Origin of the sequence: Micrococcus flavus (genome assembly GCF_014204815.1) — a bacterium.
Taxonomy (GTDB): Bacteria; Actinomycetota; Actinomycetes; order Actinomycetales; family Micrococcaceae; genus Micrococcus; species Micrococcus flavus.
The window spans coordinates 2025318-2045207 of sequence record NZ_JACHMC010000001.1; the positions used below are offsets into that span (position 1 = coordinate 2025318).

A 19890-nucleotide genomic window follows, 5' to 3' on the forward strand; every position below is an offset into this window, starting at 1 on the left:
CGGTCCGGGCCTGCAAGGATGGGCTTGTGGCCGTCCCCTCCCCGCTCCCCCCGCGCGACGGCGTCAACGCCACCCGCCTGCGCCTGCCGCCCGCGGGCGCGGCGGCCTCCGGCGGGCCGGCGACCGTGCAGGACCACGTCCTCCACCGCTTCGGCCACGTGGACCCGGACGGCATCCGCGAGCGCTTCGCCCGCGGCGAGGTGGTGGACCGCCACGGCCGGCCCATCCCGGCGGACACCCCGCTCGGCGTGCACGAGGACCTCTGGTACTACCGGGACGTCCCCGACGAGCGGCCCCTGCCCGTGCGCCACACGCTCCTGCACCGGGACGAGCGCCTCGTGGTCATCCACAAGCCGCACTTCCTGCCCACCACCCCCGGCGGGCGGTACGTGCAGGAGACGGCGCTGGTCCGCCTGCGCAACGAGCTGGGCATCGACGACCTCGTCCCCCTGCACCGGCTGGACCGGGCGACGGCCGGCGTCGTGATGTTCTCTTGCGACCCGGCGACCCGCGGCGCCTACCACCTGCTCTTCGAGCGGCGCGCGGTGACCAAGCGCTACGAGGCGGTCTGCGCGCTCCCCGAGGCCCCGGACGGCGTCGGCGACGACACCCCCGACGCCGCCCGGGCCGCCGGCCTGCTCGCCCGGTTCCCGCTGGTGATGCGCAGCCGCATCCGCAAAGACAAGGGCGTGCTGCGCTCCGTCACGGAGGAGATCCCCGCGGCCGCTTCCGGGCGCGCCGCCGGGGCGCGGGTGCGGACGAAGAAGTCGAACCTCTCCCACGCCGGGGCCAACGCGGAGACGCGGATCGAGGTGCTCGACGTCGGCACGTCCGCGGGCACGCTCGCCGGCCGCCCCGTGGTGCGCTTCGGCCTGAGCCCGCGCACGGGGCGCACCCACCAGCTGCGGATCCACCTGGCCGCGCTCGGTCTGGGGATCGCGTTCGACCCCTTCTACCCGGACCTGCGGGACATCGCCCCGGACGACCTCGCCCGCCCGCTCCAGCTGCTCTCCCGCTCGCTGGCGTTCACGGACCCGGTCACGGGAGAGGCGCGGGAGTTCGTCTCCCCCGCCCAGTTGCAGGAGCGTCCAGCGTGACGGACCTGACGGACCTCGCCGACGCCGACGGCCTGCTCTCCTCCCTGGGCTCCTGGTTCCACCCCCTCACCGCCCTGCTCGTGGCCCTCGACGCCCCCATCCCTCCCGTGCCCTCCGAGGTGTTCGTGATCGGCTCCGGCGCGCTCGCCGCGGCCGGCCGCGCCTCGCTCCCGCTGTCCGTGGTCACGGCCTGGCTGGGCTGCTGGCTCGGCGACGTGGGCCTGTACGCGCTGTTCCGGTTCCGCCTCACCGGCCTCCTGGACCGGTGGGCGTGGGGCCGCGCGGTGCACCGCGGGATCCGCCGCGTGCTCGCGACGGCGGGCCCGGCGTCGTCGCTGGCGGGGCTGTTCGTGCTGCGCTTCGTCTCCGGGGGACGCACGGCGTCGATGGCCGCGGCGGGGGTCGCGGGCCTGCGGTGGCGGCCGTTCCTGTGGCTCTCCGGCACGGGTTCGCTGACGTGGAGCGGGTACCTGGTGGGGCTGGGCTGGGCCACCGGGAGCACCACCGGTCTGCCGTGGTGGGCGTCGGCGGTGGTGGGCCTCGTGTTCGGTACGCTTCTGGGGTTGGCGGTGGCGGCGGCCATCGCGTGGAAGCGGCGCGGAAAGGGGCGGGCATGAGCGAGCGGGACTCCGACTCCTCGGCCGCGCTGACGCGTCTGCGCGGGGACGCCGCGGACGAGCACCCCCCACGCACCGGCGATGCCGACGTCACCCCCGACGGCGCCCCCGCCTCCCCCCGTCCGCGGCGGGCCGCACGCCCCCGGCGCGCCCTCGCCGCCCCCGGCCGGCTCACCGCCGAGCAGATCGCCCGTCACGCCCGCGCCCTGCGCGGCGAGGCGGACGCCGCCGACGCCTCGGTGGCCGCCCCCGACGCCGAGCCCCACGCCCGGGCCGACCTCAGCGACCTGCTGGACCGGCTCGGCAGCCCGCACCTGGGCCGCGTCACGGCCCCCCTGGCCGGCACGCTCGGCCGCCTGCTGCCCGCCCGTTCCTCGGACGAGCGCCGCGAGGCGGTGCACCGCCGCCGTCGGGAACGGGAGGAGCGACGTCGTCGGGAACGGGAGGAGGGCCGCCGTCGGGCTGCGGAGGCCGCGCGCCGACGTGCCGAGGAGACCGCCCTGCGGGAGCGCGAGTACGCCGAGCGCCTGCAGGCCGCCCGCAGTGCCGAGGAGGTCGAGGCCGAACGCGCCCGCGCCGAGGACGCCCGCCGCGCGGAGCGCGAACGTCACCGGCAGGAACGGCTCCGCGAGCGCCGGGCGGAGTCGCAGGCGGCCGCCCTGGACCGCGCCCGCCGGCTCGCGGAGGCGCGCGACCTGGCCCGTGCGGCCGAGCTGCGGGCCGCGGAGCACGAGGTCCACGCGCACGAGCGCGAGGTCGTTGCCGCCCAGGCGCGCCTCGACGAGGAGGAGCGGCGCCGTCAGGAGCGCGCCGAGGCCGCGGAGCGGCGCCGCCAGGCCGCCCTCCTGACCCGACGCCGCCGCCAGGAGGAGCGCCGACGTCGACACCGGGAGGCCGAGCGGGCCCGCCGGGAGGCCGCGGAGGCGAAGGAGCGGCGCGCGCGCGAGGAGGCCGAGCGCCGGGAGGCGGAGCGGGCCCGCCGGGAGCGCGAGGCCTCGGTGGCCGCCGAGCGCGCCCGTGTGCAGGCCGAGCGCCGCGCCCGGGAGGAGGCGGAGGCCGCCGAGCGGGAGCGGGCACGCGCCGCCGCCGAGGCCGAGCGCCGCCGGGTGGCGGCCGAGGAGGAGGCCCGCCGACTCCGCGAGGAGGCCGAGCGTCGCCGCGCCCAGCAGGAGGCCGCGGAGGCCGAATGCCGCCGGCGGGCCGAGGAGGAGGAGCGCCGCCGGCGGGCCGAGGAGCTCGCCCGGCAGGAGGTCGAGCGTGCGCGCCGGGAGGAGCTGGTCCGCCGCCGTCGGCTGCCGGCCGCGGCGGCGGAGCGTCAGCTGGCCGTGGGCGTGGCGGTCGCGCACCGTCGCCGCGCCGAGGCCGACCGCGTGGCCGCCGCCGAGGCGGAGGCCCTGCGCGCCCACCAGGCCCGGGAGACCCGCGCCCTCATGCTCGCCGCCCGGGAGCTGGACGGACCGGAGCTGGTCCCCTCCCCGGAGCGCCGTCCTGCGCTCGCCTCCCCCGAGGAGGGGCTCGACGACGACGCCCTCCTCGCCCGCGCCCGTCAGGCGCTGCCGGAGTGGCGGCGCCGCGAGCGCCTGGCCACCAAGGCCGCGGCCGTGCAGGCCCTGTCCGCGGACGCGCGGCGAGCGCCGTCGTCGGGCCCCGCGACCGGTGCGTTCCCCCTGGTGCCCGGCTACACGCCGCCGTCCGGGCCGGCCGAGCAGGTCGGCCGCGCCACGGCCCGAGACCGCCTGGCCCAGCTCGGCGTGACCGCCGCGTTCGCCCTGTTCGTGCTGGCGAGCGCCTGGGGCCTGGGCCTGGCCGGGCTCGTGCCCGGCCTGGAGGCCCTCGACGCCGGCTCCTACCGCACCGCCCAGGAAGGCCGGTACCGGGCGGACGCCACCGTGCTCTCCCTGTTCTTCCTGCACCCGGCGGTGTGGCCCGTGCTGTGGGCGCTGCTGGGGCTGTACGCGCTCCACCAATGGGCGCCGCGACAGGGTGCGGCCGCCCGCCAGCGGAGCACCCGGTGGCCGGTGGCCGCCGTGCTCGTCCTGACGGCCGCGTGGTTCCCCCTCGCCGTCCTGGTGCCGTGGGGCCTGGACAGCCTCGTGTGGCTGGCCGCCCTCGCGCTGATGGTGGTGGTGCTGCGCCGGCTGACCGCCGCGCCGGCCCGCACCGGCGCGGCCCGGTTCTGCACCGACGGCACCCTCGGGACGCTCGCCGGCCTGCTGCTGGCCGCCGCCCCCACCACCGTGGCGACGGCGTTCGCGGGCCTCGGGGCGGCCCTGCCGTGGCTGCCGACGGCCCTGCTGGGCACGCTCGCCGTGTGGGCGGTCCTGCTGGCCGGCTTCCGTCTGGCGCTGGAGGACCGCGGTCGCGTGGGTCTCGCCCTGGGGATGTCCTGGACCCTGCTGTGCCTGGCCCTGCCGCGCCTGCTGCCGGCCCCCGTGGGCTCGCACACGAGCGCCGGGGTGGGGCTGTCCGCCGCCTTCGGCGCGCTCGCCCTGCTGCTGGCCGTGATGCTCCGGCGCACGTGGGTGCGCGAGCTCGAGGAGGACGCGGCCGGCCCCCGACCGACCGCCTGAGCCCGGTCCGCCGTCAGCGGTCGACGGGCACCGGCAGCCATCGGCCGCCCTCGCGCCGCAGCACGTCCAGCCGCCCGGTGGTGGCGACGCCGCCCACCGCCTCCGCCATGCGCGCCCCCACCGCGGCGGCCTCCTCGTCCTCGGCGCGGCGGTGCGAGGCCGGGACGGTGAAGCGCACCACGATCCGCGGCACGCGGGCCACGACCTCCACGTCCTTGGCCGCGACCTCGTGGGTGGCCCCGACGGCGGCCTCGGCCGTGTCCAGGACGTCCTCCGGGCGGTGGCCCGGGAGGACGTCGCCGATCTGCAGGCGCGCGCGGAAGGAGGGCATGGTCTCCAGGGTAGGCGGGGGCGCCGTCGTCGGTGCGGCGGGGCGTCGTCGTCGGACGGCGGTGCGCGGTGGGCGGAGCGGCGCGCACCGGACGTGCCCCGGGCGGGTTTCTCCGGTAGAACAGAGGGCATGAGCGTGCGCACCCCCGACCCGAATCCGGGCTGGCTGTCCGAGGAGGACCTCTACGAGGCCCGCCGGCGGCTGCCCATGGTCTACGTGGAGGCCATCCCGGTGCGGCTCGACGCCCTCGGGTACGTCTCCGAGATCGGCCTGCTGTACGTGGCGGACGAGACGGGGCAGTTCCAGCGCACGTTCGTGTCCGGGCGCGTGATGTACCGGGAGACCATCCGGGCGGCGCTGATGCGCCACCTCGAGAAGGACCTCGGGCCGCTCGCGTTTCCGCAGCTGCCGCCGTCGATCGTGCCGTGCGCGGTGGCGGAGTACTTCCCGGCCCCCTCGGAGACCGGGCTGACGGACGACCGGCAGCACGCCGTGTCCCTCGTGTACGTGATGCCGGTGACGGGCGAGTGCAGCCCGCGCCAGGACGCGCTCGAGCTGACGTGGCTGACGCCGGAGGAGGCCCTGGGCGAGGACGTCCAAGCGGAGTTCATCGGAGGCCGCGGGAACCTGGTGCGCCAGGCCCTGGCCCACGTGGGATGGGGACGCTGACATGGCACCGATCGCGGGCGGGTACCTCCGCCATCTCAAGGCCCAGGACGTGCAGCCGGGCGACTCGTTCCTCACGCGCCGCGGCGAGCCCGCCCCGGCCGTGGCGTCCACGCGGGTGGTGCGGGACGACTTCGGCACGCCCGCGCTCGTGATCGCCACGCTGCACGGCGGGCGCGAGGTGCGGATCGCGCACGGCTCCGTGATCCGCGTGCGCACGGACCGGCCGGAGGAGGTCAAGGCCGCCGCGGACGCCTCCTTCTCCCCCGTGGACGCCGGCTCGCCCGAGTCCCGCGTGGTGGCCGTGGGCCAGCGCCACCTCGACGACGTCGAGCTCACCGCCACCGCCGCGCGCCTGTCCCACGGGCTGAACCTGCGCTCCGGCTCCCAGCTCGAGGACCTGTTCGGGATGGCCGAGCGGATGTACCTGCTCCACGAGGACACGGAGGGCACGCTGAGCACGCTCGGCCTGCTGACCAACCTCCCGTGGGACGGGGCCGTGGGCCGCTGGAAGTCCATCCAGGCCGCGCTCGGGCTGGCGTCCCAGATCCTGCGCGAGGAGGGCGACCCCATCACGGCCGCGAACCTCGGTGCCCGGCTCAGGGAGGCGGACGAGGTCCCCTCCGAGCCCGGCCGCGCCGCCCGGGTGCTCGAGGTGCGCCAGCGCCAGCTCGACGCCCCGCAGCTGTACGAGCGGGAGATCTCCAAGGCCCTGCAGTCCCGCGACCAGGAGGCCGAGTACCGCTGGCGCCGCGCCCGCTTCGCGCAGCTGCTGTACCTGCGCGGCCGCGGCGGCTCGCAGACCTTGACCGACGCCGACCTCGACTCGCGGATCGCCCGCGAGCTCGGGACCCTGCGCCAGCTGGCCCAGGAGCTGGACGCGAAGGCCGGGCAGGCCGCCCAGCGCTGACCGCCGGACCGCGCCCCGCCGCCCGCGCCCGGCCGTCGCCGCCCGGCCGTCGCCGCCCGGCCGTCGGCGCGAACTGGTGAGGACACGCCGTCATCCGGTCTCGTCGGAGCACCTTTAGGGTGTGTCCTCACCAGTAACGCCGGGGCCTGGAGGGGGTCGAGTCCTCGGCGTCCGTGCAGGTTGTCCACAGCATCGACGATGGCCGGGCGGGCGCACCGCCGTCGGGAGCAGGGTGGCCCCATGGCCAGACCGCCCCTCCCCCTGCCGCCCCACCTGCACGGCGTCGTCTTCACCCTGGACGACCTCGACGACGTCGGCGTCTCCCGCCATCGCGTGCGCGCCGCAGACGTCGAGCGGGTGGGACGCGGGCTGTTCCGCCTCCGTCCGCAGGGCGGGCCCGCGCCTGCCCGCGCGGTCGACGTCCCCTGGGACGCCGGCGTCGCCGCCGCCCTGCTCCGGGACCGCCTGGACGCGGCGGTCTCCGACGTGTCCGCCGCCCAGCTGCACGGCCTGCCCCTGCCCCCGTGGGCGGAGGCGGACGCTCGCCTGCACGTGACGGCCGCCCGGGGACACCGGATCGACCGGCCGGGGGTGCGCACCCGGCGGCGCCCGGTGGATCGCCGACACCTGGTCACACGGCGCGGTCTGCGCTGCACGTCGCCGGTCCGGACGCTGTGGGACCTGTGCGCGCCGTCGTCGGGGCTGACCCTCGAGGATCTCGTGGTGGTCGCCGACGCGCTGATGCCGCAGGAGTGGGTGGAGGGGTTCGGGCTAGGGGAGGTGCGCGTCGGAAGACGGGACCTGACGGCGGTGCTCGAGCAGATGGGGCGGTTCCGCGGCGTGCGGCGGGCCCGCGAGGTCGCCGCGCTGATGCGGGAGGGCGTGGGCTCGCCGCAGGAGACGCGCACCCGGCTCGCCCTGCTCGACGCGGGACTGCCCGTCCCGGAGGTGGCGGCGGTGCTCACCGACGACGACGGCGTGGCCGGCCCGACCGTCGACCTCGCCTACCCGCAGTGGCGGATCGTGATCCAGTACGAGGGCGCCCGCCACCGCTCCGTCCGGCAGCAGGAGCGGGACGTCGAGCGGGACCGGTGGTGCGAGCGGCACGGCTGGCTGGTGGTGAAGGTGACGGCCCGCGACCTGCGGGACGGCCTGCGGCACGTGCTGCCGATCCTCCACGCCCGCATCGCGGGGTGCGGGTGACCCCCCGTTACCTTTCTCGTGGCTCCTCCATCGATCAGGATGAGCAGGTGCCGGCCAGCCGGTCCTCGGCATGATCGTTGCCCCCAGTCGACTGCATGATCCGGGGGGTGTTGTCACCGAGGACCGGTCTGGTGACCACGGATCGCTAATAGAGGCGCGAGCCCCTCACCGGGGCCCTTCGTAACGTGGATGCCGAGCGTGATCACCACTGGAGCTGGCCAGCACACTCATGGCCCCCGCAAGCCCAGGAGGACGACCGCGATGACAGTCCAGCCCCCAGCCGTGTTCATCGGCCTTGACGTCGGCAAGGCCGAGCACCACGCCGTGGCCCTCACCGCGGCCGGGAAGAAGGTCTACGACAAGGCCCTGCCCAACGACGAGACCCGCCTACGCGGCATCCTCGCCGAGCTCACCACCACCTACGGGCCGGTGCTGCTCGTGGTGGACCAGCCGGCCACGATTGGGGCCCTGCCCGTGGCCGTGGCCCAGGCCTGCGAGGGCGTTGAGGTGGCGTACCTGCCCGGGCTGGCGATGCGACGGATCGCTGACCTGCACCCCGGCTCGGCCAAGACCGACGCCAAGGACGCGGCGATCATCGCTGAAGCAGCCCGCACGATGCCCCATACGCTGCGCTCCATCCGAGTCGATGAGGAACAGATCGCAGAGCTGGCCATGCTCGCCGGTTTCGATGACGACCTCGCCGCGCAGATCACCGCGACCTCGAACCGGCTGCGCGGACTCCTCACCCAGATCCACCCGGCGCTCGAGCGCGTGCTCGGGCCCAGGATCACCCACCCCGCCGTGGCAGACCTTCTCGGCCGGTACCCCACCCCGGCGCAGCTGAAGACCGCCGGGGCGGGGAATGTGCGTGCCCGGCTGCGCAAGCACGCCCCACGACTGGCGGGCTCGCTCACGGAGCAGATCTTCCAAGCCCTGGACGAGCAGTCCGTGGTCGTGGCTGGCACGCAGGCCGCGGCCACCGTGGTGCCCATCCTGGCCGAACAACTCGCCGGACTGACCCGTCAGCGGGCCGGACTGGCCTCCCAGGTGGAGGCTGTGGTGGAGGCCCACCCTCTTCACCCGGTCCTGATCTCGATGCCCGGAGTAGGGATCAGGACCGCCGCACGCATCCTCACTGAAGTTGTGGGCAAGGACTTCGTCGATGCCGGGCATCTGGCCTCATACGCCGGGATCGCCCCGGTCACCCGACGCTCAGGGACCTCGATCCGCGGAGAGCACGTAGCCCGGGGAGGAAACAAGCGCCTGAAGCGGGCCCTGTTCCTCTCAGCGTTCGCTTCGCTGTCACACCCGCCTTCCAGGGCGTACTACGACCGCAAACGAGCCCAGGGCAAACGCCACAACCAGGCGCTGATTGCGCTGGCCCGGCGCCGCACCGACGTGCTCTACGCGATGCTCCGCGATGGCACCCTGTATCAAGATCCGACCGCCCCGCCAGCACCATCATCAGTCGCTCTCGCGGCTTGACGAAAACCATAGAGGCACCCCCCCCCCCCCCCCCGACCCGTCGCGCCACCCTGCCGTCCCGCCCCCGCCCCCCCCCGCCGCATTTCTTGGTGAGGACACACCCTCACGAGGCCGTTGCGGCTCCGGATGAGGGCGTGTCCTCACCAGTTCGCACGGGTGGGGGCGGCCTGGACGCCCCGGCGACACGCGGCGCCGCGGACGGTGATCCACGTTTCCTCACGCTCTACTCTGGCGCGATGACCAGCACCGCCCCCGCCCGCTCCGACGACGACGCGCCCCGCCCCTTCCTCCTCGTCCAGACCCGGCCCGAGGAGGACGCGGCCACGGCCGAGGAGGAGTCGGTCCGCCGCCTCGGCGGCTACGCGGGAGGCCGGCTGAGCGTGCTGCGCCTGGACCGCCGCGTGGCCGAGGCCGGCACGGACCGGGTGGTCGCGGACGCCACGGACGGCGCCGCCGCCCTGGCGGGAGAGGGCACCGAGGCGGGGGGCGGCGTCGTCGACTGGGAGGCCGAGCTGGACGCCGTGGCCGGAGTGATCCTGCCGGGCAGTCCGTTCACGGGTTCGGACCCGGAGGAGTCGAAGTCGGACCTGCAGAAGGCGGTGGAGGCGGAGCTGGGACGGCTGATGGCGCTCGTGATCGAGCGGCAGACCCCGTTCCTGGGCTGCTGCTACGGCGTGGGCACGCTGGGGCGCGCGGCGGGCGGCGTCGTCGACACCACGTACCGGGAGCTGCCCGGGCCCATCCCCGTGACCCTCACCGAGGCGGGCGCCGTCGACCCGCTGCTGGAGGGCATGCCCGGCGAGTTCACCGCGTACGTGGGGCACAAGGAGGCCGTCCGCGAGCTGCCCCCGAAGGCCGTGCTCCTGGCGAGCGGGCAGGCCTGCCCCGTCCAGATGTTCCGCGTGGGCGAGCACCTCTACGCCACCCAGTTCCACCCCGAGCTGGACCAGGCCGGGCTGCTGGAGCGCCTGGCCATCTACTCGCACCACGGCTACTTCTCCGAGGACGAGGCCGAGGGGATGTTCTCGGCCATCCGGAGCCGGGAGGCCCCGATTCCGCCACGGATCCTGGAGAACTTCCGCCGCGTGTACGGGTGAGGGGCGGCTCTACATTGGACCCATGAGTCCTCCCTCGGCGCTGCTCTCCTCCTTCCGCGCGTGGCTCCCCGCCATGCGGCCTGAACTCGACCCGGACGACACCGTGGCCACGGTGGAGACCCTGCTCCGCCTCAAAGCCGAATACCTGGACTCCCCGTCGCCGAACCTCTGGACGGAGCCACTGCTGCGCACGCTCCTGACGGAGGTGCACCCCCGCAAGGCCATCGCGGCCCGCGAGGAACGCATGCTCCTCGTCCCCCAGTTCGCCGCCTTCTGCGACTTCCTGATCGTGGAACGGCTCTGGGACAGCTCCTCGTTGCGCCCCGCAGAGCTGCGCCGGGCGCTGGCGGGACTGGAGTTCGACGTCGTGGAGGCCGCCGACGACGCCTCGCGCCGCTCCGCCGGCGGCAACATCCTGCACTATGGCCTGGAGCACGGACTGGACCTGTCCTCGCAGGAGGGCGTCGCCGCTCTCATGGAATGGCACAACGGCCTCACGCATGCCGAGCGGATCGAGCTCACGGACACCGGTCGGTTGAGCGCGCCGCCGTCGCGCCCACTGCCGATACCGGGCCGAGGTGGGGCGGACGGGAGAGCCTCCGGGGCCCGGCCTGACGATGTCGGACCGGAGGGCAGCCCCGGCGGTCCCGGCAGCCAGTACACGCCGTGGTTCCTTCCGCCGCTCCGCGCTCCCGAGCCCGGTGCATGCACCGCTGCTGACGAGGAGGCGGCCGCCGAGCGCGAAGCGAAGGCCCTGCCGTTCATCCAGGCCGCCCGGGCGCTGCTCACAGCGCTTGCCGAGGGCCCGCTGCCGGTGACGGACACGGAGGCGCTTCGGCGGAAGGATGTCAGCGGCGTCCTCACCGCGCTGGGGCGGCCGGCGTGGGTGCGCAGCATGTGGGACGACCCCCTGCTGGAGGCCGCGTGGACCGCCCTGCTGTTCTCGCATCGGGTGGAGATCGCCGGGCGGCGCGCACGGCTCGGCGAGCCCGCCGACCTCGATGACATGGACGACATCTACCAGCTCGTGCTGTTCGGCGTCTCCACGTGGCTGGTCGGCCGCGGTGAGGTGACGCATCCGGAGGTCGGCCCCGACGCGGTGGCCGCCCTGATCGCCGGCCACCAGAACGGCGCGCTCACCCTGCCCAGTGTCCGGCAGGCCTTCGAGCGGTTTCCCACCCCGCAGCGTCCGGCTGCCGCCCCCCGGGCCGAGCTGAGGGAGTTCCTGGCGGTGAGAGAGGCGCTGCACCGCCTGCACCACGCCGGTCTGCTGGAGGGCGCGCCCGCCGAAGGCCCGGACGGGCAGGCGACCTACCGCTGCACCTCGGTGGTGCTGTTCGCGGCCATAGCCGCGTCGGAGCGGCTCCACCGGTCTTGAGGTGGGTGACGCTCGTGGCCGCAGCATGGTCCGCCGTGGAGTCCTGGCCATTCCGTCAGGTGGAGAAGCGCCGGAACGTGCGGCAGGGCACCCGTGAGAAGCAGGAACAGGCGTGGCAGCTCGCCGCGTGGATGTGTGTCGCTGGACAGCATCCCTCAGCATTCCTACGTCTGGACACCTTGACCGTCGAACACACGAGACCCCCGCACATCGGCGGGGGGTCCGGTTGGCCGGAAGACGCCGTAGCGCGTCCGGTGGTCTCCAGTGGACTCATCTCGGAGGCCACCCGACAGGGACGTCCCGTCCGCACCCACATCGCTCCCCTCTGCGCCTCTCGCCGGGCGCCCCCACTACCCTGGACCCCATGCCAGACACCCCCCAGCCCCCCGCCGCCCCCGCGCACCCGGACCACTTCGGCTTCGAGGTCACGCACCGCCTGGAGACCTCCGGGCACGACGGCGCCGGGCTCGGCCGCACGGGCGTCATCACCACGCCGCACGGGACGATCCAGACGCCGGCGTTCATCCCCGTCGCCACGCAGGCCACGGTCAAGGCGGTGCTGCCCGAGTCCATGGCGGACCTCGGCGCGCAGGCCCTCCTGGCCAACGCCTACCACCTGTACCTCCAGCCCGGCGACGACCTCCTCGACGAGGCGGGCGGGCTCGGCGCGTTCATGAACTGGCCCGGCCCCACCTTCACGGACTCCGGCGGCTTCCAGGTCATGTCCCTCGGCTCGGGCTTCAAGAAGGTCATCGACATGCAGGGCCCCGCCGCGCCGGAGGGTGCGGGCGCGGACGACGCCGTCGCCCCCGGCAAGGAGCGCCTGGCCAACGTGGACGACGACGGCGTCTGGTTCAAGTCCCACCTCACCGGGGATCGGCACCGGTTCACCCCCGAGCGCTCCCTGCAGATCCAGCACAACCTGGGCGCGGACGTGATGTTCGCGTTCGACGAGCTGACCACCCTGCACAACTCGCGCGGCTACCAGGAGGAGGCGCTCGAGCGCACGCGCCGGTGGGCGCAGCGCTGCCTCGACGAGCACGCCCGCCTCACCGCCGCCCGGGCGCACCGGCCGTACCAGGCGCTGTTCGGCGTCGTGCAGGGGGCGCAGTACGAGGACCTGCGCCGGAAGGCGTGCCGGGACCTGGCCGCCATGGACACGGAGTTCGCGGGCGACGACGCCGTGCGCCGCGGCTTCGACGGCTACGGGATCGGCGGGGCGATCGAGAAGGCGAACCTCGGGACGATCGTGGGCTGGTGCGCGCAGGAGCTGCCCGAGGACCGGCCGCGGCACCTGCTGGGGATCTCCGAGCCGGACGACCTGTTCCTGGCCGTGGAGAACGGCGCGGACACGTTCGACTGCGTCTCCCCCACCCGCGTGGCCCGCACCGGAGCGTTCTACACCCGCGATGGTCGGTTCAACCTGCCCGGCGCGAAGTACAAGCGCGACTTCGGGCCGCTGGACCCCGAGTGCGACTGCTACACGTGCGCCCACTACTCCCGCGCCTACATCCGCCACCTCTACAAGGCGAAGGAGATGGTGTCCCACACGCTGATCTCCATCCACAACGAGCGGTTCACGGTGTCGCTCGTCGACCGCATCCGCGCGGCAATGCAGGACGGCACGTACGCCGAACTCAAGGCCGAGACCCTGGGTCGGTACTACGCACCGAAGGGCTGAGGCGGCCGGCACCTGCCAACCGGCCTCAGCCCCGGCCGGGGCCGTCCGCTCAGGCGAACGCGCCGGTTCCGGTGATGTCGCGGCCCACGATCAGGGCCTGGACGGTCTCGGTGCCCTCGTAGGTGTGGATCGCCTCGAGGTCGGCGAAGTGCTTGCCCACCTCGTTCTCGATCAGGATGCCGTTGCCGCCGAGCAGGTCACGGGCGTTCGCGGCGATCGAGCGGGCGGTGCGGGTGGCCGAGTACTTGGCCAGGGAGGCCTGCGGACCGGTGAGGCGGCCGGCGTCCTCGAGCTGGGCGGCGCGGAGGACCAGCAGCTGGATCTGGGTCAGCTCGGAGAGCATGCGGGCCAGACGCTCCTGGACGATCTGCGACTCGGCCAGCGGACGGCCGAACTGCACGCGCTGCTGCGCGTACTGCACGGCGGCCTCGTAGCAGCCGACCGCATGGCCCACGGCGGACCAGGCGACGCCAAGGCGAGTGGCGAACAGCACCGCGGCGGTGCTCTTGAAGGAGGTCGCCTCCGGCAGGACGTCCGCCTCCGGGACGAACACGCCGTCGTAGGTGATGAGGGCCTGGTGGATCGCCCGCAGCGCCATCTTGCCGCGGATGACCTCGGCGCTGTAGCCCTCGGCGTCCTGCTGGACGATGAAGCCCTTGACCTGGCCGTCCTCGGTGGAGCGGGCCCAGGTGACGGTGACGCCGCCGGCGGCGCCGTTGCCGATCCACTTCTTGTGTCCGTCGATCCGCCAGCCGCCGTCCACGGGGGTCGCGGTGGTCTGCAGGGAGACGGAGTCGGAGCCGTGGGTGGGCTCGGTCAGCGCGAACGCGCCGAACAGCTCGCCCGCCGCCATCGCGGGCAGGTACTTCTGCTTCTGCCCCGCGGAGCCGCACATCTGGATGGAGCGCATGGCCAGCCCGCCCTGCACGCCGACGATCGTGGCCAGGGAGCCGTCCACGCGGGACAGCTCCATGGAGGCCAGGCCCGAGGCCAGGCGGGACGGGGTCGCGCGGCCGTCGATCTCGACGCCGTCGCGCAGCAGGTCGGCCTCGGCCAACCCGGCGATGAGCTGGGTCGGGTACTCGCCCGTGTCCCACGCGTCCTGCAGGGTCTTCTGCACCTCGGGGGTTAGGAACGCCCGGGCGGCCCTCTGCAGGGCGAGGTCCTCCTCGGAGAGGTCGGCGAAGACGGCGTAGGCGTCGGTGTCCAGGGGACCAATGACGTCGTAGGCGGGCTCGGCGGTGGGCAGCTGCTCGGTCATGGTGGCCTCCGGGTCGCGGCGGGAGAGGGGTCGTGACCCAGGCTACACGAGAGCTGACACCGCGTCTCACCTCTGTCGCACCCCGTCTCATCCCATCCCGGCGGCGTGACACCATGGCCCGCATGACCCCCGCCGAGGACACGCTCACCGCGCTCATCCACCTGCTGGACCGGGAGGGCTACGACGCCGTCACGGTGGACCAGCTCGCCCGGGAGGCGGGGATGAGCCGCGCCACCTTCTTCCGCCACGTCGGCGGCAAGGAGGAGGTGGTCTTCGCGGACCACGCGGCCCTGCTCGAGCGCCTCGACGCGTTCTTGCGCGGCACGGCGCTGCCCGTGGACGAGGTGCTCGCCGAGGCGGTGCTGCAGGTCTTCCGCCACCACGTCCAGGACCCCGAGCGCGCCCGGGCCCGCGCCCGTCTGCTGCGCGGCTCCCAGGCCCTGCGCACGCGCGAGCTCCTGACCTCGCACCGCTACGAGGTGCTCTTCTCCGACTGGCTCTCCCGCACCCTCCCGGACGCCCCGGAGCGGGGCGGGGTGGCGGCGGGGCTGGCGGCCGCCGTCGTCGCGGTGCACAACCGGGCCCTGCGCGCCTGGCTGCGCACCCCCGACGACGACGCCGAGGCCGCCCTGCGCGCCGACGTCACCACGGTGGTCACCCGGCTCACGCACGCCCCCGGCGAGGCGGAGCGGACCCTGGCCGCGGTGCGCCGGCTGCTCGCCTGACCGGCGCTCAGGAGCGGCCGGCCACCTGGGCGTTCTCCGCGCCGAAGGCCGGCGGGTAGCGGAACTCGCCGGAGGGGGCCTCGACGCCCTCCTGCAGCACGAGGACCTGGAGCGCCTCGGGCTGCGTCGCGAAGGACGCGGTGATCCCGGCCTCGGCGGCGGGGCGGAAGCCGAACCGGGAGTAGTACTCCGGCCAGCCGTAGACCACCACGACCTTCTCGCCGTCGTCGCGCGCGGCCTGCAGCAGGCTCTCCACGATCGCCGTGCCGGCGCCCTGGCCCTGGTGCTCCGGGAGCACGGCGTGCGGGGCGAGGGCGAGCACGGGATCGGTGCCCACGTGGGCGCGGACCAGGAGGCCGTGGCCCTCGGGTTCGGAGTGCAGGTCGGTGCCGGGCACGGCACCGATCATGACCACGTGGGAGTACTGCGGCAGCCAGCCCTCGCCGCCGGCGGCGAGCTCCTCCACCAGGTCCGCCTCCGCGGACGAGCTGAAGGCCAGCTCCGAGAGCACGCGGATCGCGCGGCGATCCCCCGGGTCGGTGTGGTCGGCCGTGCGGGTGGCCCAGCGCGGACCGAGGTCCTGGCCGGACGGGATGGACGGGGTGGGGGTGTTCTGGCACTCGGTGCTCATGGCCCCACGCTAGCCCCGGATGTGACGCGCACGACAGAGACCGATCCCCGCGAGTCCGGACATGACGGGGCCGGGCCCGCGTCCCGGACCCGGCCCCCGCCGTCGTCGCGGCGGCGTCAGTCGATCTGGATCTCGCCCATCGGGCCGAAGCCCTCGGCGCCGATCTGCTCGGAGATGATCTGCGGGGTCTTCGCCAGCAGCGGGCGCATCGCGTCGATGCCCTCCTGGAAGTGCGGGGACTCCACGTGGGCCTTCGCGCCCTCGTCGGTGAAGCCCTCGAGCAGGAAGTACTCGTTCTCCCCGCCCTCGACCGGCCGGTACCACTCGAAGAACAGGTTGCCCTCCTCGGACCGGACGTCCGCGGTGTACTGCGCGACGGCGTCCATCCACTGGTCGGCGAGCTCGGGCTTCACGGTGAACTTGAGATTGATCAGGATCATCTCCCCATCATGACGCCCCGACTCCGGCCTGCGCACGTGTCTGCCGCCGCCCTCGGGTGGGGGTGCCCCGGCCATGGTGTCCGCGGGAGGGGAGCATTAGCGTGACCGGGCCGCTGGATCCCGCCGGTGACGACACCGTCCGGCGTCCGAAGAAGATGAAGGAGCAGTCATGAGCACCACGGTCGAGAAGGACATCGTCGTCGACGTCCCCGTGCGCACCGTCTATGACCAGTGGGCCCAGTTCGAGGAGTTCCCCCGGTTCATGGGCGGCGTCCAGCAGGTGACCCAGCTGGCCGACGACCGCCTGGAGTGGGTGGCCGAGATCGGCGGCGTCCGTCGCCAGTGGGTGGCCCGGATCCTCGAGCAGACGCCGGACCGCAAGGTGGCATGGGCCGCCACCGAGGGCGCCACCAACGCCGGCGCCGTGACGTTCCAGGACCTGGGCGACGGCCGCACCTCCGTGCGCCTCGAGCTGGAGTACGAGCCGGAGGGCTTCGTGGAGCAGGTCGGCGACACGCTGAACGTGGTGGAGAACCAGGCGGAGAAGGACCTGGAGCGCTTCAAGGAGTTCATCGAGTCCGAGGGCCGGGCCCCCGGCTCGTGGCGCGGCTCCGTGGGAGAGGGCACCACCGTGGGCACCCCCGGCGTGGAGGACGCCGCGGCCTCCCGCGCGGACCGGCGACTCCGACGCCGACGCGGAGCAGACGACCGCCGACCGCACCGTCGAGACGGTCCGCAGCGGGGACACCACCCCGCCGAAGGTCGTCTACGCCGACCGCACGGAGGACTCCACGGTGGAGGACGCCGACGCCCGCGAGCCGCGGGACCAGGACCGCGACGCCCGCGGTCTCTGACCCTGCTCCCGCGTCGGCGGGGCATGGCCCCGCCGTCCATGGCGTGGGTTCGCGGCGAGGCCCGTCGGCCGGGACACTCCGTCCCGGTCGGCGGGCCTCGTCCTACGATGGCCCCATGACCCACACCCAGCACACCCCCCGCGCCGCCTCTCCCGCCCTCGCCCTGACGGTGGCCGGCTCGGAGGCCACCGGCGGCGCCGGCGCCCAGGCGGACCTCAAGACCCTCCAGGAGCTGGGCGTCTTCGGGATCGTCTCCCTGACCTGCATCGTCTCCTTCGACCCGGCGGCCGACTGGGACCACCGGTTCTTCGCGGTCCCCCAGGACGTCCAGCGGGCGCAGCTCGAGGCGATCCTGGGCGACTACCCGGACGCGCTGCGCACCGTGAAGCTCGGCATGCAGGGCTCCCCGGAGACCATTCGCACCACGGCCGAGGCCCTGCGCGGCCACACGTGGGACCACGTGGTCCTGGACCCGGTGCTGATCTGCAAGGGCCAGGAGCCCGGCCACGCCCTGGACACGGACCAGGCCCTCAAGGCCGAGCTGCTGCCGCTGGCGACCTTCACCACCCCGAACCACTTCGAGACCGAGCAGCTCTCCGGCATGAGCGTGGAGACCGTGGGGGACCTGATCGCCGCGGCGCAGCGGATCCACGAGATCTCCGGCGCCGCCGTGCTGGCCAAGGGAGGCATGCACCTCGAGGGCCCCGACGCCGTCGACGTGTTCGTGGACGGGGACACCGTGGAGGTGCTCTCCGAGCCGAAGATCGGCGAGTCCGGCGTCTCCGGCGCCGGCTGCTCGCTGGCCGCCGCCGTGACCGCCGAGCTGGCCAAGGGCGCCACGCCGCTCGAGGCCGCGCGGCGCGCCAAGGAGTTCGTGACCGCCGGCATCCACCAGGCCGTGTCCGGGCAGACCCCGTTCGCCGCGCTGTGGCAGGGCGGCCTGCGCGCGTGAACGCCGCCCGACCGGCCCGCCGCGGCGCCTGAGGGACGCCGTCGTGAACCCCGCCCCGCCGCCGCCCCTCGAGGGGCTGGACCTCGCCGTCGCCACCGCACTGCAGGTGGACCCTCGGGCCAGTTGGCGCAGGATCGCCCAGGTGCTGGCAGCGCCCGAGCGCACCGTGGCCCGCCACGGCGCCGCCCTGCTGGAGTCGGGGGTGGTCCAGGTGGCCGGGATGCCGACGAAGGCGGAGACGGCGCTGCTGACCGTCCGGTGCGCTCCGGGGACCGCCCGGGTGGCCGTGGAGGCGCTCTCCCAGCGGGCCGACACCACGTTCGCGTACGCCGTCACCGGCGCGGGGGACGCGGTGGCCGAGCTGCTGTTCGACGCCGGCCGCATGACGCCCGTGCTGCTGCAGGAGATCCCCACGGTCGTGGGGCTGACCCAGGTGCACACCGCGCCGATCCTGCGGTACTTCCGCACCATCCGGCGGTGGACCTCGGGGGCGCTGACCGCCGCGCAGGTGGCCGCCCTGCGCACGGCGGACGGGCCGGAGATGGCCACGATGGGCCATACGGAGCCCCTGGGGCCGTTGGACCGGCGCCTCGTCGAGGCGCTCGTGGCGGACGGCCGGGCCACGGTCGAGGCCCTCGCCCGGGCGGCGGACGTCTCCGAGTCGACGGCGGCCCGCCGCCTCACCGCGCTGCTCTCCTCGGCCCGGGTGCAGGTGCGCGCCCTGGTGGAGCCCGCCCTGCTCGGCCTGCCGGTGGAGGCGATGCTCTGGATCAGCGCCGCGCCGTCCCAGATGGACCGGTTGGGCGCACTGCTGGCCGAGGACCCCCGGGTCCGGTACGCGGCCGCGGTGGCCGGGCCGCACCAGGTCGTGGCCGACGTGACCTGCCGGACCACCGCGGAGCTGTACGAGCTGACCACGGCCTCCCCGTGGGTCGAGCACACCTCCGCCGTGGAGACCTCCCTGGTGCTGCACGCCCGCAAGCGCGGCGGACGGCTCCTCCCCTGGACGGAATGATCCGGCCGAGTCCCTCACCGGTGGGGGTATGTCCCACTTCTGCACCCCCGGAATGATGGAATCAGCCACATTCATGTCAACTTCCGGCGATGGTTGCCAACATCCGTGATCCGCGTCACGCTGGAGGGCAGTCGCAACCGCGGCGTCCCACTCCGCACCGGGAGGCCCCCATGCCCATCCCCGCCCTCGCCGGCACCGTCGACCCGGAGTCGACGGACATCCTCGCCGTCGCGAACCACCCCCTCCTCTGGACCTTCGCCCTGGGGGTGTTCGCGATCATCCTCGTCCAGTCCTTCCTGTACGTCCGCGCCGCCCGCACGGCCGCCCCGGACCTGGACATCCCCGCCTCCGAGCTGAAGACCGCCTTCCGGTCCGGCGCCATCGCCTCGGTGGGTCCGTCCCTGGCCGTGGTCATCGTGGCGATCTCCCTGCTCGCCCTGTTCGGCACCCCCGCCGTCCTCGTGCGCATCGGCCTGATCGGCTCCGCCGCCTTCGAGACCGGCGCGGCCACGATCGCCGTGGGCTCCACGGGCGCCCCGCTCGGCGGCGCCGGGTACGACCAGCAGGTCTTCGCCCTGGCGTTCATCACCATGTCCCTGGGCGGCGCGGGCTGGATCCTCGCGACCCTCCTGTTCACTCCGATCCTGCGCCGCGGCTCCGCGAAGCTCTCCGAGGTCAACCCGGTGGTCCTCACGGTGATCCCGGCCGCCGCCGTCCTCGGCGCGTTCGCCGGCCTCACCTTCGGCGAGCTCGCCAAGACCACGCCGAACGCCCCGGTCATCTGGATCACCACGGGCGTCTCCGCCGCCGTCATGCTGCTGCTCCTGTCCACGGCCCGGGCCCTGCGGGCCGACTGGCTCAAGGAGTGGGCCCTCGGCCTCGCCATCCTCGTGGGGCTCGTCGCGGCGTACCTCGCCCACATCGCCCTGGTCCCGGCCGCCTGACGCGCCCCCCTCCCCCGCACCCCGCAGCACCTC

At 74.5% G+C, this 19890-nt stretch carries 19 protein-coding genes; 15 read left to right on the forward strand and 4 right to left on the reverse strand.

All coding sequences use genetic code 11. From position 1 onward, the window contains the following. Positions 1 to 26 precede the first annotated feature (26 nt). The 3 genes from BJ976_RS09355 to BJ976_RS09365 are packed head-to-tail and all read left to right on the forward strand — an operon-like array spanning position 27 to position 4284. Entirely contained in the window at positions 27 to 1097 is a 1071-nt protein-coding gene (locus tag BJ976_RS09355) for a pseudouridine synthase (protein WP_135030298.1), read from the forward strand. Then, positions 1094 to 1714 carry a DedA family protein gene (locus tag BJ976_RS09360; RefSeq protein WP_229667459.1) on the forward strand — a complete coding sequence of 207 codons (621 nt, stop codon included), beginning with the start codon at positions 1094 to 1096 and terminating at the stop codon, positions 1712 to 1714. Before BJ976_RS09355 ends, BJ976_RS09360 begins: the two co-directional genes overlap by 4 nt. Continuing rightward, complete coding sequence (locus tag BJ976_RS09365) at positions 1711 to 4284, forward strand: hypothetical protein (RefSeq protein WP_135030297.1); 2574 nt, start codon at positions 1711 to 1713, stop codon at positions 4282 to 4284. Before BJ976_RS09360 ends, BJ976_RS09365 begins: the two co-directional genes overlap by 4 nt. Before the next feature lie 13 nt (positions 4285 to 4297). Here the strand turns inward: BJ976_RS09365 and BJ976_RS09370 are convergent, their stop codons facing one another. Beyond that, positions 4298 to 4615 (reverse strand): hypothetical protein, encoded by a 318-nt coding sequence (locus tag BJ976_RS09370; RefSeq protein ID WP_135030296.1) that lies wholly within the window; start codon positions 4613 to 4615, stop codon positions 4298 to 4300. A gap of 129 nt (positions 4616 to 4744) precedes the next feature. On the opposite strand from BJ976_RS09370, the gene BJ976_RS09375 reads away from it, so the two are divergent. The 7 genes from BJ976_RS09375 to tgt all read left to right on the forward strand — a co-directional run bounded on the left by BJ976_RS09375 (position 4745) and on the right by tgt (position 13035). Then, a complete protein-coding gene (locus BJ976_RS09375; protein WP_135030295.1) occupies positions 4745 to 5284 on the forward strand; it encodes an NUDIX hydrolase family protein in 540 nt (179 codons plus the stop codon). A gap of 1 nt (position 5285) precedes the next feature. Next, a complete protein-coding gene (locus BJ976_RS09380) occupies positions 5286 to 6191 on the forward strand; it encodes a DUF6707 family protein (protein WP_135030294.1) in 906 nt (301 codons plus the stop codon). A gap of 240 nt (positions 6192 to 6431) precedes the next feature. Continuing rightward, entirely contained in the window at positions 6432 to 7394 is a 963-nt protein-coding gene (locus tag BJ976_RS09385) for a DUF559 domain-containing protein (RefSeq protein WP_135030293.1), read from the forward strand. Positions 7395 to 7655: 261 nt separating this feature from the next. Then, on the forward strand, positions 7656 to 8879 hold the full coding sequence (locus BJ976_RS09390; RefSeq protein ID WP_184231788.1) for an IS110 family RNA-guided transposase: 1224 nt from the start codon (positions 7656 to 7658) through the stop codon (positions 8877 to 8879). Positions 8880 to 9115: 236 nt separating this feature from the next. Continuing rightward, positions 9116 to 9976, forward strand: coding sequence for a glutamine amidotransferase (locus tag BJ976_RS09395; RefSeq protein ID WP_135030926.1), 861 nt, complete (start codon positions 9116 to 9118; stop codon positions 9974 to 9976). A 22-nt stretch (positions 9977 to 9998) separates the two neighbouring features. Next, entirely contained in the window at positions 9999 to 11354 is a 1356-nt protein-coding gene (locus BJ976_RS09400) for a hypothetical protein (protein ID WP_135030927.1), read from the forward strand. Between the two features lie 364 nt (positions 11355 to 11718). Next, complete coding sequence (gene tgt / locus BJ976_RS09405) at positions 11719 to 13035, forward strand: tRNA guanosine(34) transglycosylase Tgt (protein WP_135030928.1); 1317 nt, start codon at positions 11719 to 11721, stop codon at positions 13033 to 13035. A gap of 49 nt (positions 13036 to 13084) precedes the next feature. Here tgt and BJ976_RS09410 read toward each other — a convergent pair whose 3' ends face one another. Next, positions 13085 to 14296, reverse strand: a complete 1212-nt coding sequence (locus BJ976_RS09410; RefSeq protein WP_135030929.1) for an acyl-CoA dehydrogenase family protein — start codon at positions 14294 to 14296, stop codon at positions 13085 to 13087. 122 nt (positions 14297 to 14418) lie between these two features. On the opposite strand from BJ976_RS09410, the gene BJ976_RS09415 reads away from it, so the two are divergent. After that, positions 14419 to 15021 carry a TetR/AcrR family transcriptional regulator gene (locus BJ976_RS09415; RefSeq protein WP_135030930.1) on the forward strand — a complete coding sequence of 201 codons (603 nt, stop codon included), beginning with the start codon at positions 14419 to 14421 and terminating at the stop codon, positions 15019 to 15021. 7 nt (positions 15022 to 15028) lie between these two features. Here the strand turns inward: BJ976_RS09415 and BJ976_RS09420 are convergent, their stop codons facing one another. Together BJ976_RS09420 and BJ976_RS09425 are read right to left on the reverse strand one after the other, a co-directional pair. Next, a complete protein-coding gene (locus BJ976_RS09420) occupies positions 15029 to 15652 on the reverse strand; it encodes a GNAT family N-acetyltransferase (RefSeq protein WP_135030931.1) in 624 nt (207 codons plus the stop codon). Between the two features lie 116 nt (positions 15653 to 15768). Beyond that, positions 15769 to 16092 (reverse strand): putative quinol monooxygenase, encoded by a 324-nt coding sequence (locus BJ976_RS09425; protein ID WP_135030932.1) that lies wholly within the window; start codon positions 16090 to 16092, stop codon positions 15769 to 15771. A gap of 169 nt (positions 16093 to 16261) precedes the next feature. Between BJ976_RS09425 and BJ976_RS09430 the strand changes: the two genes are divergently transcribed. The 4 genes from BJ976_RS09430 to BJ976_RS09445 all read left to right on the forward strand — a co-directional run bounded on the left by BJ976_RS09430 (position 16262) and on the right by BJ976_RS09445 (position 19857). Continuing rightward, positions 16262 to 17065 carry an SRPBCC family protein gene (locus tag BJ976_RS09430; protein ID WP_135030933.1) on the forward strand — a complete coding sequence of 268 codons (804 nt, stop codon included), beginning with the start codon at positions 16262 to 16264 and terminating at the stop codon, positions 17063 to 17065. Next, complete coding sequence (locus tag BJ976_RS09435; protein WP_135030934.1) at positions 17062 to 17898, forward strand: hydroxymethylpyrimidine/phosphomethylpyrimidine kinase; 837 nt, start codon at positions 17062 to 17064, stop codon at positions 17896 to 17898. Before BJ976_RS09430 ends, BJ976_RS09435 begins: the two co-directional genes overlap by 4 nt. 43 nt (positions 17899 to 17941) lie before the next feature. Then, positions 17942 to 18913 carry an Lrp/AsnC family transcriptional regulator gene (locus BJ976_RS09440; protein WP_135030935.1) on the forward strand — a complete coding sequence of 324 codons (972 nt, stop codon included), beginning with the start codon at positions 17942 to 17944 and terminating at the stop codon, positions 18911 to 18913. A gap of 170 nt (positions 18914 to 19083) precedes the next feature. After that, entirely contained in the window at positions 19084 to 19857 is a 774-nt protein-coding gene (locus BJ976_RS09445; RefSeq protein ID WP_135030936.1) for a DUF5058 family protein, read from the forward strand. The last annotated feature ends 33 nt before the right edge of the window (positions 19858 to 19890 follow it).

Bases quoted from the DNA above. Each gene is read 5' to 3' on its own strand.
- BJ976_RS09365 (WP_135030297.1), top strand. From the start codon at position 1,711: ATGAGCGAGCGGGACTCCGACTCCTCGGCCGCGCTGACGCGTCTGCGC.
- BJ976_RS09370 (WP_135030296.1), bottom strand. From the start codon at position 4,615: ATGCCCTCCTTCCGCGCGCGCCTGCAGATCGGCGACGTCCTCCCGGGC.
- BJ976_RS09375 (WP_135030295.1), top strand. From the start codon at position 4,745: ATGAGCGTGCGCACCCCCGACCCGAATCCGGGCTGGCTGTCCGAGGAG.
- BJ976_RS09380 (WP_135030294.1), top strand. From the start codon at position 5,286: ATGGCACCGATCGCGGGCGGGTACCTCCGCCATCTCAAGGCCCAGGAC.
- BJ976_RS09385 (WP_135030293.1), top strand. From the start codon at position 6,432: ATGGCCAGACCGCCCCTCCCCCTGCCGCCCCACCTGCACGGCGTCGTC.
- BJ976_RS09390 (WP_184231788.1), top strand. From the start codon at position 7,656: ATGACAGTCCAGCCCCCAGCCGTGTTCATCGGCCTTGACGTCGGCAAG.
- BJ976_RS09395 (WP_135030926.1), top strand. From the start codon at position 9,116: ATGACCAGCACCGCCCCCGCCCGCTCCGACGACGACGCGCCCCGCCCC.
- BJ976_RS09400 (WP_135030927.1), top strand. From the start codon at position 9,999: ATGAGTCCTCCCTCGGCGCTGCTCTCCTCCTTCCGCGCGTGGCTCCCC.
- tgt (WP_135030928.1), top strand. From the start codon at position 11,719: ATGCCAGACACCCCCCAGCCCCCCGCCGCCCCCGCGCACCCGGACCAC.
- BJ976_RS09410 (WP_135030929.1), bottom strand. From the start codon at position 14,296: ATGACCGAGCAGCTGCCCACCGCCGAGCCCGCCTACGACGTCATTGGT.
- BJ976_RS09415 (WP_135030930.1), top strand. From the start codon at position 14,419: ATGACCCCCGCCGAGGACACGCTCACCGCGCTCATCCACCTGCTGGAC.
- BJ976_RS09420 (WP_135030931.1), bottom strand. From the start codon at position 15,652: ATGAGCACCGAGTGCCAGAACACCCCCACCCCGTCCATCCCGTCCGGC.
- BJ976_RS09425 (WP_135030932.1), bottom strand. From the start codon at position 16,092: ATGATCCTGATCAATCTCAAGTTCACCGTGAAGCCCGAGCTCGCCGAC.
- BJ976_RS09430 (WP_135030933.1), top strand. From the start codon at position 16,262: ATGAGCACCACGGTCGAGAAGGACATCGTCGTCGACGTCCCCGTGCGC.
- BJ976_RS09435 (WP_135030934.1), top strand. From the start codon at position 17,062: ATGACCCACACCCAGCACACCCCCCGCGCCGCCTCTCCCGCCCTCGCC.
- BJ976_RS09445 (WP_135030936.1), top strand. From the start codon at position 19,084: ATGCCCATCCCCGCCCTCGCCGGCACCGTCGACCCGGAGTCGACGGAC.